Annotated in this window: 8 protein-coding genes; all 8 read left to right on the top strand. The window is 59.5% G+C overall.

Features of this window, described 5'->3' with window-relative positions; all coding sequences use genetic code 11:
* The first annotated feature begins 33 nt into the window (after nucleotides 1–33).
* The 8 genes from ACSQ83_RS10800 (at nucleotide 34) to ACSQ83_RS10835 (ending at nucleotide 12,406) form a co-directional block, all read left to right on the top strand.
* Nucleotides 34–609, top strand: coding sequence for a helix-turn-helix domain-containing protein (locus ACSQ83_RS10800; protein WP_414951225.1), 576 nt, complete (start codon nucleotides 34–36; stop codon nucleotides 607–609).
* A 375-nt stretch (nucleotides 610–984) separates the two neighbouring features.
* A complete protein-coding gene (locus ACSQ83_RS10805) occupies nucleotides 985–3,729 on the top strand; it encodes a TonB-dependent receptor (protein WP_414951226.1) in 2,745 nt (914 codons plus the stop codon).
* A gap of 190 nt (nucleotides 3,730–3,919) precedes the next feature.
* Complete coding sequence (locus tag ACSQ83_RS10810) at nucleotides 3,920–5,560, top strand: peptide ABC transporter substrate-binding protein (RefSeq protein WP_436228126.1); 1,641 nt, start codon at nucleotides 3,920–3,922, stop codon at nucleotides 5,558–5,560.
* 95 nt (nucleotides 5,561–5,655) lie between these two features.
* The gene (locus ACSQ83_RS10815; protein ID WP_436228127.1) at nucleotides 5,656–7,494 is read left to right on the top strand and encodes an extracellular solute-binding protein; all 1,839 of its coding nucleotides are present in this window, start codon (nucleotides 5,656–5,658) and stop codon (nucleotides 7,492–7,494) included.
* A 7-nt stretch (nucleotides 7,495–7,501) separates the two neighbouring features.
* Nucleotides 7,502–8,551 carry a microcin C ABC transporter permease YejB gene (locus ACSQ83_RS10820; RefSeq protein WP_436228128.1) on the top strand — a complete coding sequence of 350 codons (1,050 nt, stop codon included), beginning with the start codon at nucleotides 7,502–7,504 and terminating at the stop codon, nucleotides 8,549–8,551.
* Entirely contained in the window at nucleotides 8,505–9,650 is a 1,146-nt protein-coding gene (locus ACSQ83_RS10825; protein ID WP_436228129.1) for an ABC transporter permease, read from the top strand. The genes ACSQ83_RS10820 and ACSQ83_RS10825 overlap by 47 nt, the downstream gene beginning before the upstream one ends.
* Nucleotides 9,647–11,260, top strand: coding sequence for an ABC transporter ATP-binding protein (locus tag ACSQ83_RS10830; protein WP_436228130.1), 1,614 nt, complete (start codon nucleotides 9,647–9,649; stop codon nucleotides 11,258–11,260). Before ACSQ83_RS10825 ends, ACSQ83_RS10830 begins: the two co-directional genes overlap by 4 nt.
* A gap of 291 nt (nucleotides 11,261–11,551) precedes the next feature.
* On the top strand, nucleotides 11,552–12,406 hold the full coding sequence (locus tag ACSQ83_RS10835; protein ID WP_436228131.1) for an oxidoreductase: 855 nt from the start codon (nucleotides 11,552–11,554) through the stop codon (nucleotides 12,404–12,406).
* Nucleotides 12,407–12,489 lie beyond the last annotated feature (83 nt).

Genomic DNA, 12,489 nt, shown 5'->3' on the forward strand with positions numbered 1-12,489 from the left:
AAACTAATTTTGACCACGGGATTCTGTCTTGCTATGGTTTTGCCACTCGATAACAAGGCACAGGTCGCAGTTTCCATAGGAAGTAAAATTCGCGCGCTTCGCCAACGGCTCAAGCGCACGCTGGATGAAGTGGCAACGATTGCAGGGATTTCAAAGCCCTTTTTATCGCAGGTGGAACGAGGTCATGCAACGCCTTCCATTACCTCTCTGGTTGGCATTGCGCGGGCTCTCGGCGTGACGGTGCAGTACTTCGTCGACACGCCTACCGAAGACAGGTCAGTGCGCAGAGGGAGCGAGCTGAGCTACTTTGGGTTTGACGGAACCGCGAACCGTTTTGGAAGGCTGACGAACTTGTCCGTCGGCGGCCAGCTGGAGGCGATTCTGGTCAGGATGCCGGTGGGACAGAATCCATCGGAAGTCACGACACATGCAGGAGAAGAATTCCTGTATGTGATGAGCGGCCAGATATCGCTCACGTTGGAAGGTACAACGTTCGTGTTGCAGGCAGGTGACACCGCGCATTACGAGTCCACCGTGCCCCACGCCTGGTGCAACACCGCTCGTGAAGAAGCGGTAATTGTTTGGGTGGGCACACCAAGATTGTTCTAAGCCCCTTTGCTTCGTACTTTCTTTAGAAGCAGTCGCTTCGTATTTGTAAGCATTACTGATGGATAGATGTAAGGTGGAATGGATGGGAAGACATTTCCCGGCCCATCACACAAAGTAGTTGAAGTTAAAAAAACTAAGCAGCGCTGCGCATTTCGTTTGCAACAAATAAGTAGTCCGATATTGAAGTATTTGAAGTGTCCCGTCTTTTTGTCTGCATGTGCAATCTGGTGCGTGATTGACCAGTTTGCGGGTCAGTTCAAGCGCGGGTCAGCTTTAACGGAGCGCGGCGCTAGAACGCCGTATATCGAGTGGCGAGGTTCACAAGACCTCGCCTCACACACAGCTGTGCCTTACTTACGAGCGAGAAGGGGAAAAATGAAACAACGGGCATTGGCGCTGGCCATCAAACGAATAGTCTGGGCTGAGTTAGCATTGTCAGCCGCATTCGCCGTACCGGCGTTTGCGCAAAGCCAGCCGGCCACCACAGGAACTGCTGCAGGCGCAACCACGACGGAAAGCGCGCCGGCAGCGGCAGTGGCGACGCCAGCATCTGGCACCGCTGCAACACCGTCCGCAGACAACAATACCGCGACACCGACTGCTGAAAAGGGCGTCCAGCAAATCAAGAAATTTGAAGTGACCGGGTCGCTGATTCGCAGCGCCGACAAGGTTGGCTTCAATGCGGTGCAGACGGTTACGCAGAAAGACATTCAGAACAGCGGCGCCACGACGGTCGCGGATTATCTGCGCACGACCTCGGCCAACTCGGCGAACAGCTGGGGCGAAGGCCAGTCCGGCAACTTCGCGGCAGGCGCGGCAGGCATCGCTCTGCGCGGCCTTAGCGAAAAATACACGCTCGTGTTGGTGGATGGACAGCGCGTTGCTCCGTTCGCGTTCTTCTCGAACAGCGTCGACTCCTTCTTCGACTTGAATACGCTGCCGTTGAACTCCATTGACCGCATCGAAATCGTGAAGACCGGCGCCGTGTCGCAATACGGTTCGGACGCCATCGCAGGCGTCGTCAACATCATCACGAAGCATGACTTCCAGGGCTTGCAACTCGACGGCAGCTACGGCAGCGCCATCAGCCAGGGCGGCGGCGCGGGCACGACCAAGTTCGGCGTGCTCGCCGGCTTTGGCGACCTCAACGCCGACCGCTTCAACGTGACGGCTGCAGCGAGCTACTACAAGTCGAACGGCTTCACGCTTGCCGACCGCGACGCGACGAGCGCCCAGGATTTCACCAATCAGCCGGGCGGCCATTCGTTGCTCGCGCCGTCGTACTGGAACCTGCCCGACGGCAGCGTGCAGGCGTTGAGCGGCTGTGCGAACGGCGGTGCTGTGCATCCCGCAGGCACCAACTCGCTGACATCGGGATTGCCGGGCACGATTTGCGGCTACAACACAGCAGAAAGCACGTCGATCGCGCCGATGACCGAGCGTCTGAACGCGAAGCTTCACGCTGATTTCAAGATCAACGACGAGACGACAGCGTTTGGTGACTTCCTGATCAGCAGCAACAAGACCACGACGAATGACGGTCTGTGGGGCAACGTAGTCGGGAATCCGCAGGTTCCCGCACTCGTGTGGAATCCGAACACCAAGCTGCTTTCGCCGTTCAACTTCACGGTGCCGGCGGGCAATCCGTACAACCCGTACGGGGTAGCCACGCCGCTCACGTATGCGTTCCCGGGCGCGGTAGCGGAAGACACGTATGCCACCTACTGGCGCGCGTCAACGGGCATCAAGGGTTCGTTCAACCTGCCGAACGGCGAGTGGGATTGGGCAACGTCAGTCAGTCACTCGCAGAGCACGGTTTCGAACACTTATACGAACCAGCTCAACACCGCGGCACTGACCAATATTTACCAGAACGGGACGTTCGATTTCTCGAATCCTGCGGCAACGCCGAACGGCCTCAACGGGCTGTATCAGGATGCGAACAACCTCGCGATCTCGAAGCTCGATACCGTTGACGCAACGCTGTCCACGCCACACCTCTTCAGTCTGCCGGCGGGTGATGTAGGTCTCGGCTTCGGTGCACAGTTCACTCACCAGAGTGAAGTGATGAACCCGGGTGCGGCATTCGAAACGGGCCAGGTCATCAACCCGAATCTGCAGACGGTGAATGGCCAGCGCAACGTGGCTGCCGTGTACTACCAGGTGGACATTCCTATCGTCCGCGCGTTGACGTTCAGCCAGTCGGGCCGTTACGACCACTACAGCGATGTGGGTGGTGCGTTCTCGCCGCGTTTCGCGTTGCGTTATCAGCCGGTTCAGGCGTTGACGATGTACACCTCGTACAACCGTGGCTTCCGCGCACCGACGTTCGTTGAGAACAGCAACTCGCAAACGCTGGGTATTCAGGTCGACCAGGCCACTGGCCAGAACTACACGTCGATCACGGAAGGGAATCCGGACCTGAAAGCCGAACGCACGAAGAACCTGAGCATCGGCTTCCAGCTGTCGCCCACCCGTACGACGGATGTGGGCCTGGACTGGTACAAGATTCGTGTCGACAACGTGATTGGTCAAGGCTCGCCTTCCCAGACCGTAACCGACGCAGATGGGAATCTGCTGTACAAGGTCATCCCGTACATGAACCTGGGTTACCTGGATACGAACGGCTTTGAAGGCACGTTCCGCCAGACGCTGTCGACGAAGACCGGGACGTTCACGTTGTCCGCTGACTGGGCTTACATCAACAGCTTCAAGCTCGGCTCGCCGGGCCAGTCGCCGGTGAATGGTGCGGGTAATGACTACACCCTCACGCAGCCGTTCGGCGGCAGCTTCCCGCGCTGGAAAGGCAACACCACCCTGGACTGGGCGTACAACAAGTTTGACGCAGCGCTGACGTGGCAGTTCACGGGTCCGTACGCGCAAAACCTGGTTGCTGCCGGTCCGTCCCACGCGGGATCGTACAGCCAGTTCAACCTGATGATGACGTACACGGGCTTCAAGCACTGGACGATCTTCGGCGGCATCGACAACATCTTCAATCGTGCGCCGCCGTACGATGCAGTCTTTGCAAATGGCACGCTGGATCAGAATGGCTACGACCAGTCGATCTACACGAACATCGGCCGTTTCGCGCAAGTTGGCGCAACGTACAAGTTCTGAAATCGCTGTAGTCTGTTTGCCTGATGGAGCGGTCGCTTCGGCGCGCGTGATACGGCGCCGGAGCGGCCTTGTTTTTGGAATTCCGGACCTTTCGTTTTTACGTATTGATCTTTCGATGCCTCATCGCATGACGTGCTCCAGGCTGCAGTCAAAGCCGAGCGCGGAAGTCACGAATACCAGGAGTTTCCAGATGTTTCTCGCACTTCGTCCTCATTCTTCCATCCGTCTTCGCCGTGCATCTGCGGCACTGGTTCTGAGCGGCTTCACGCTCGCCGGCGCTTCGCAGGCGGCAATTGTTCCTCCCGGCGTGCAGCTCGCCGCGAAGCAAGAGTTGGTGCGAAACATTGGCACTGAAGTCGAGACGCTGGATCCAAACGTAGCGGAGTCCGTGCCGGCTAATACCGTCGCGCGGGACCTGTTCGAGGGGCTGACCGCCACGCGTACCGACGGCGAAACGGTGCCCGGCGTCGCGGAAAAGTGGGAGATGAAAGATCCCACTACATGGATCTTTCATCTGCGAAAAAATGCGAAATGGTCCAACGGCGAACCGGTTGTCGCCGCTGACTTTGTTTACGGATGCCAGCGTCTCGTCGACCCTAAAACGGCTTCGCCGTATGCAACCACGTATGGCATGTTCCTGCTGAACGGGGCAGACATCGTGGCAGGCAAGAAGCCAGTGGCGTCGCTTGGCGTGATCGCACTCGACCCGTACACGCTCGAAATCAAGACGCCGAATCCGGTGCCGTTCTTGCCCGACCTGATGTCGAATACGAACCTGGGTCCGGTGAACAAGGCGGCCGTCGAAAAGTACGGGAAGGACTGGACCAAACCGGGCAAGCTGGTCAGCAACGGCGCCTTTATGCTGAAGGACTGGCAAGTGAACAACCGCCTCGTGGTGGCGAAAAACCCGCTGTATTGGGATGCTGCCAACGTGCAGCTGACCCAGGTCACATACCTTCCGGTAGAGGACGAGAACACTGACGTGAAGCTGTACGAATCCGGCGGTAACGACTGGGTGAACCAGCTTCCGTCCGGCACCTATGCCCGCTACAAGCAGGAGTATCCGAACGAGATGCGCGCGGCGCCCATGCTCGGCTTGCGTTACTACTCCTTCAATAACAAGGACCCGCTGCTGAAGGATGTGCGTGTGCGCAAGGCGCTGTCCATGGTCATCGACCGGGACATCCTGGCGCAGCGCGTGACAGCCGACGGGCAGATTCCGGCGTATGGCGTGATCGTGAAGGGCGTGAAGGGCGCCGATGTCAGCGCATACGACTGGGCGTCATGGCCGATGGCAAAACGCGTGGATGAAGCAAAAAAGCTGCTGGCCGAGGCGGGTGTGAAGCCGGGCACCAAGTTGCAGTTCGCCATGAACACGAGCGAGTATCACAAGAAGATGGCCATCTTCGCGGCCTCCGAATGGAAGACAAAACTGGGCCTGGATACCGAGATTCAGGCAATGGAATTCAAGGTGCTGCTCAAGAAGCGGCACGATGGCGACTACCAGATCGCACGCAACGGCTGGGTGGCTGATTACAACGACGCCAGCACCTTCCTCACGCTGGTTCAATGCGGTTCCGAGCAGAACGACAACCAGGCGTGCAACCCCAAAGCCGATGCGCTGATGCACCAGGCGTCCGACTCCACGGACCCGGCTACGCGCCAGAGATTGCAGACCGAAGCGGGCAAGGTGGCCATGGACGACTATCCGATGCTGCCGCTGCTGCAATACACGCTGGTGCGCCTGGTCAAGAGTTACGTGGGCGGCTATTCCACAAAAAACCCGATGGACCATTACCGCAGCGCAGACATGTACATCATCAAGCATTGAGCGCAGCGCCGTGTTTTTCTATGACCGAACGGGATCATCCCGTGAGAGTACTGGTAACGTGCAAATCTGGTTCACGACGATGGCGGCAAGCGACAATGCATAGGGTTCTTTTCACGCTGAGCGTTGCAGCACTGCTCGTTACCTCCCAAGCATTCGCGCGGCCGTCGATCGCACAATACGACGAGCCGAAATACCCGGCGGATTTCACGCATTTCGATTATGCGGACCCGGACGCGCCGGCCAACGGCGACATGAATTTCCAGAATTACGACGAACTGCAAAGCTACGATTCGATGAATCCGTTCCTGGTCCGCGGCGCGCCGGCGCCCGACCTGAAGAACCTGATGTTCGACACGCTGATGCAGCGAAGCTGGGACGAACTGGCGTCGGAGTATCCATTGATTGCGGACGACGTAGCGGTGGCTCCGGACGGCAAGTCGGCCACGTTCCATATCAATCCCCACGCGCGTTTTTCCAATGGCGACCCGATCACCGCCGCCGACGTAAAGTATTCATACGACATGTTGTCGAGCCACGAGGCGGCGCCCATCTACAACTCGCAGTTCGCCAACATCAGCCGCGCGACCGTTGTGGACCGCCTGACGGTGCGCTTTGACTTCAAGGAAGCACGCCGCGACGCACCACTGATCGCGGGGGACCTGCCGGTTTTCTCGCCGAAGTGGGGCATGAAAGCGGATGGCACGCGGCCGCCGTTCGACCAGATATCCGATGTCCCGCCAGTGGCAAGCGGTCCTTACCTGATCGAGCAACGCAAGAACGACAAGCAGATCACGTACCGGCGCAACCCGGATTATTGGGGCGCCGACCTGCCGTCGCGACGCGGCATGTATCGCTTCCAGCGGGTCACATTTCGGCTCTTCACGGATCACTACACCTCGCTGGAAGATTTCAAGGCGGGTCACACGGACCTGCGCGTGGAGTATTCATCATCGACGTGGGCGCGGAAATACATCGGCAAGAACTTCAGCAACGGCTCGCTCAGGAAAGTCGAGATACCCGATGGCCCGGCACAAATGCAGGGCATGTTCTTCAATACCCGCAAGCCAGTGTTCGCGGACGCCCGCGTGCGTCGGGCGTTGACGCTGGCTTTCGACTATGATTGGTTGAACCGGCTGGCTTTCTACAATCAATATCGCCGCACGGGAAGTTACTTTCAGGACTCCCCGTTTGGCGCGCAGGGCTGGCCGGATGCGAAAGAGCTGAAACTGCTCGAGCCGTATCGATCAATGCTCCCCGCCGCCGTGTTCGGCCCGATGGTGAAGCAGCCCGACACGGTTCCACCCCATTCGTTGCGCGCTAATCTACGGGAAGCGCAGGCGCTCCTGAACGATGCGGGCTGGCAGTACCGTGACGGCGCGTTGCGCAACGCAGGCGGCACTCCGATGACCGTCGAGATCATGGACGACCAGCCCGGCATGGACGAGGTCATCCTGCCGTACATTCAGCAGTTGCAGACGCTCGGCATACAGGCGCACTTGCGAGAACTCGACAGCGCGTTGTACGAGAAGCGCATGGACGCATTCGACTTCGACATGACCACGTTTATCTATGCGCCTGTCACCATTCCGGGTGGCGAACTGACGCGGCGTTTTGGCAGCGCAGCGGCCTCGCAGCCGGGCTCGGAGAATTACCCGGGTGTGCGGTCGAAAGCTGCGGACGCGATGGTCGACGCTGCGTTGAAAGCGCAAACACTGAGCGATCTGGAGACGGCGACGCGTGCGCTTGATCGCATCCTGATCAACGGCTATTACATTGTGCCGGAGTACTACGCACCGAATACGCGCGTGGGATATCGGTCACGCATGGGTTTCCCAAAAGTCTCGCCGACTTCTTACTACGCCGAGGACTGGCTGATCGACTACTGGTTCGTGAAGGCGCCGTCCGGTGCCGCTACGGCTGCTTCAACACATTGAGATTGCCATGGCCGCTTATATCCTCAGACGCCTGTTGCTGATGATCCCCACGCTGATAGGCGTGGTCACGCTGACGTTCTTCGTCACGCAGTTCGTGCCGGGTGGCCCGGTCGAGCAGATCCTGACCCAGATGCGCCACGGTGGAAATCACGGTGGCGAAGCGGGCGGGGCTGGCGGATATCACGGCAGCCAGGGGGTTGACCCGCAACAGGTGGAGCAGCTCAAGAAGCAATTCGGTTTCGACAAACCGCCGATCGTGCGCTACTTCAGCATGCTCAAGAACTATGCAAGTTTCAATCTCGGCCAGTCGTATTACCAGCATCAAAGTGTCTGGGCGGTGATCCGGTCGAAGCTGCCGGTGTCCATCACGCTGGGGCTCTGGACCGTGTTGCTGACCTACCTTATTGCAGTGCCGCTCGGGATATCGAAGGCCGTGCGCAACGGCTCCCGCTTCGATACCGCCACGAGCGTGCTCGTCCTGACCGGCTACGCCATCCCGGGTTTTGTACTGGGCGTACTGCTGCTGATGCTGTTTGGCGGCGGCACGTTGTGGCAAGTATTTCCCATGCGCGGCCTCACCTCCGACGACTTCGATCAGCTTAGTGTCGTGGGAAAGGTACTGGATTACCTGTGGCACATCGCGTTGCCGGTGACCGCAGCGGTGGTCGGCAACTTTGCGATTATCACCATCCTCACGAAGAATACCTTCCTCGAAGAGATCAGCCGGCAATACGTTCTGACCGCGCGCGCAAAAGGTGCGCCGCAACGCGATGTGCTCTGGAAGCACGTCTTGCGCAACGCAATGATCCCGCTGCTGACCGGATTGCCCGCGGCATTCGTGGGGGCGTTCCTGAATGGCAACTTGCTGATCGAGACATTGTTTTCACTCGATGGCATGGGCCAGCTTTCCTACGACTCGGTGATCCGGCGCGACTATCCCGTCGTGCTCGGTTCACTTTACTTGTTCACCCTGATTGGTCTTGTGACCAAGCTTATTGCGGACGTGTGTTATGTCCTCGTCGACCCCCGTATCCAGTTCGACCGGCTCGACCGGTGAACGCATGAACGTCTCCGCGAACCCGGTCATGACGGCCACGATCAAACCGCCGCCGTCGGAGTCACCCGGCCGGCGCGTATGGCTGCGTTTCAAGGCGCAGCGGCTGGGTTACTGGAGCACGATTGTGTTCGTCGGCTTGTTTGTGATCAGCCTGCTTGGCGAGGTGCTCGCAAACGACAAGCCGTTGTTGGTCCGGTACGAGGGCACCTATTATTTTCCGATTCTGAAGGACTATTCGGAGAAGGTATTCGGCGGCGATTTCCCGGCGCGCACGAACTATCTCGATCCATATATTCGCGACCGGCTGGAATCGAAGGGCAACTTCGCGATCTATCCGCCGAATCATTTTCACTATGACACCGTCGACTATTTCGCGACCACGCCCAATCCTGCGCCGCCCTCTGCCGCGAACTGGATCGGCACGGACCAGTTCGGGCGCGACGTCCTTTCGCGCCTGCTGTACGGTTTCCGGCTCTCGGTGCTCATGGCGCTTGCATTGACGGTCTCGGGCGTCTTGCTGGGCGTCCTGACGGGCGCCGTGCAGGGGTTTTACGGCGGGCGCACCGACTTGATCGGCCAGCGCCTGATCGAGATCTGGAGTTCGATGCCCGACCTGTACTTGCTGATCATCTTCGCGTCGATCTTCGAGCCAACCTTATGGCTGCTGTTCATCCTGCTCTCGGCGTTCGGATGGCTCACGCTGTCCGACTACGTGCGTGCCGAATTCCTGCGCAACCGTTCGCTTGACTACGTTCGCGCTGCTCGTACGATGGGTTTGTCGAACTGGCAGATCATGTGGCGCCATGTATTGCCCAACAGCCTGACCCCCGTGATCACCTTCTTGCCATTTCGCATGAGCGCCGCGATTCTCGCGCTGACCAGCCTCGACTTCCTCGGGCTCGGCGTACCCGCGCCAGCACCAAGCCTGGGCGAACTGCTTGCCGAAGGTAAAAACAATCTCGATGCATGGTGGATCTCCGGCGCGGCGTTCGGCGGCCTTGTCGCCACCTTGCTGCTGCTGACCTTCATGGGCGACGCATTGCGCAACGCGCTCGATACCCGCACACGCGGTTCCGCATTTGGAGGCGCACAGAAGTGACAGTCCCTCTGTTGCAACTCGACGGGTTATCGATTGGTTTCGGCGACAAGACCGTCGTACGCGACCTGGCTCTTTCTATCGGACGTGGCGAACGCGTGGCGCTGGTCGGCGAATCGGGCTCGGGCAAGAGCGTCACGGCGCTATCAATTCTCGGTCTTGCGGACAATGCTCGCCAGACAGGACGCATTCTGCTGGATGGCGAGGATCTCCTGCAAAAGACCGAGCAGCAGATGCGCGGCATTCGCGGCCGCGACATCGCCATGGTCTTCCAGGAGCCGATGACCGCGCTCAACCCGTTGTTCACCATCGGTAAGCAGATTGCGGAAAGCCTGCGTCTGCACGAAGGGCTGCGGCCGAACGCGGCACGCCAGCGCGGCATCGAATTGTTGCGGCGTACCGGTATTCCAGAACCGGAACGGCGCATTGACAGCTTCCCGCATCAGCTCTCCGGCGGTCAGCGCCAACGCGCGATGATCGCGATGGCGCTCGCTTGCCGCCCGCGCCTTCTGCTCGCCGATGAACCGACCACGGCCCTCGATGTGACGGTGCGCCAGCAGATCGTGGAGTTGTTGATCGGCTTGCAGGAGCAGGAGGCGGCCGAGCGCGGCATGGCAGTGCTGTTGATCACGCACGACCTGAACCTGGTCAAGCGCTTCGCGCAGCGCGTGGCGGTGATGGAGAAGGGCGTGCTGGTCGAAACCAATTCGACCGCGGAGCTGTTCGCTAATCCGCAGCATCCCTACACACGCCGTCTGCTCAACAGCGAACCCGAACGCGCGATCGATCCCGTTGCGTCGAACGCGCGCCAGGTGCTCGAAGTGCAGGGATTATCGGTGGACTACCGGACGTCGGTGAAAGGCTGGCGGTCCGTATTTTCGAAGTCTTCGTTCCGCGCGTTGCAGGATGTCGGCATTACGCTCAGACGCGGCGAAACGCTTGGCATCGTGGGCGAATCCGGGTCGGGAAAATCTACGCTCGCAGCCGCCATCCTGGGCTTGCAACGGCCGGCGGAAGGACTGATTCATATCGACGGGCAATCCTTGTCTTCGCTCAAAAGCGCGAACTCGCGGCGCAGCGTGTCGTCGCGGTTACAAGTCGTCTTTCAGGATCCCTACGGATCGTTATCGCCACGGATGACGATCGAACAGATCGTGGGCGAAGGGATAGCATTGCATCAGCCGGAGGTAACGGCAGCGGCACGTCGTCAGCGTGTAGTGGCGCTGCTCGAAGAAGTGGGCATGCCGGCCGATGTCCTGCCGCGGTATCCGCACGAATTCTCGGGTGGGCAGCGGCAGCGCATTGCGATTGCCCGCGCGCTTGCGGTCGAGCCGGAACTGCTTGTACTCGATGAACCCACGAGTGCGCTCGATGTATCGATACAGCAGCAGGTGCTAAACCTCCTCACACGGCTGCAGAAAAAATACACGCTGACCTATCTGTTCATCACGCATGACCTGGCCGTCATGCGCGCGATGGCGCATCGGGTGGCCGTCATGAAGGCGGGGCGGATAGTCGAGATGGGCGACACAATGGACGTATTGCAAGCGCCCGCGCATCCCTATACACAGGCGCTGCTCGCGGCATCGATCGTGGCGAGCGCGGCGGCCTGAACTTGTAGGGCAGGCGCGAGCGCTTGGTCTGCTTCAGCTGGGCTTGACATTCCGCCTTAACGGACTAAAGCCGCACGCCGCCAAGAGAATCAGGCAATCGAGAGCAATTTACTGCAGCACGCAGCCCTGAGCGGCCCGTGCTGCGTTCGCGTTTGGCGAGTAAGCTTTATCGGGGATTTACGCGCGGGAACGATTCGGGCTACGCATTCTCCAGGCTTCGGCCCGACATCACCTTCCTCATTCAGTCGCACCAATACAACCCACTTTCAGATTGATATACAGGAGCTTTCCATGATGAATCGAGACAACCCCGTGTGGCTCATCACCGGCTGCTCGACCGGCTTCGGCCGTGAGCTGGCCAAACTTGTGCTCGAGCGCGGATGGCGCGCCGTGGTGACGGCACGGGATCCGTCCAAGCTCAACGACCTGGCCGAAGGCCACGGCGACCGGGCGCTCGTGCTGCAACTCGACGTGACCGACCGCAAGCAGATCGCCGATGTCGTTGCGCAATCGCAGAAGCATTTCGGCCGTATCGATGCACTCGTGAACAACGCGGGTTACGGTTATCTGGCGGCGATCGAAGAGGGCGAAGACGACGCCGTACGCGCGATGTTCGAGACGAATGTGTTTGGTCTGGTCGACATGACGAAGGCCGTATTGCCCATCATGCGTGCGCAAAAAAGCGGCCTCATTGTCAACATTTCGTCGATAGGCGGGATCACGAGTTTCGCAGCCACCGGGTATTACCACGGCACGAAATACGCAGTGGAAGGGATCTCGGAATCGCTGGCGCTCGAGGTGAAACCGCTCGGCATTGACGTGCTCGTGGTTGAGCCCGGACCGTTCCGCACCAACTGGGCGGGGCCGTCAATCAAGCAGTCGGCTACGCGCATTGATGACTATGCGAGTACCGCAGGCGAGCGTCGCAAGCAGACCGAAGCGCGCAGCGGCAATCAGGCGGGCGATCCGGTGCGCGCGGCGCAGGCCATCATTGACGCGGCACTCTCCGATACCCCGCCATTGCGCCTGTTGCTTGGTAAAGCCGCGCTTGAACTCGCGCGCAAGAAGGTCAGTTCGCTGACTCAGGACTTCGACGCGTGGGAAAAGACGACGATTGGCGCTGACTTTCCTGAAGGATCCAGGTAAGCCGTCACATCGCGCAAGAGTCGTTCTCTTTGTGGTTCCTCGCCACGAGCCGTAACGGGGCGCACGCTTCTCATTTTTCGCTG

Source organism: Caballeronia sp. LjRoot29 (assembly GCF_964252755.1).
In the GTDB taxonomy this organism is placed as follows: domain Bacteria; phylum Pseudomonadota; class Gammaproteobacteria; order Burkholderiales; family Burkholderiaceae; genus Caballeronia.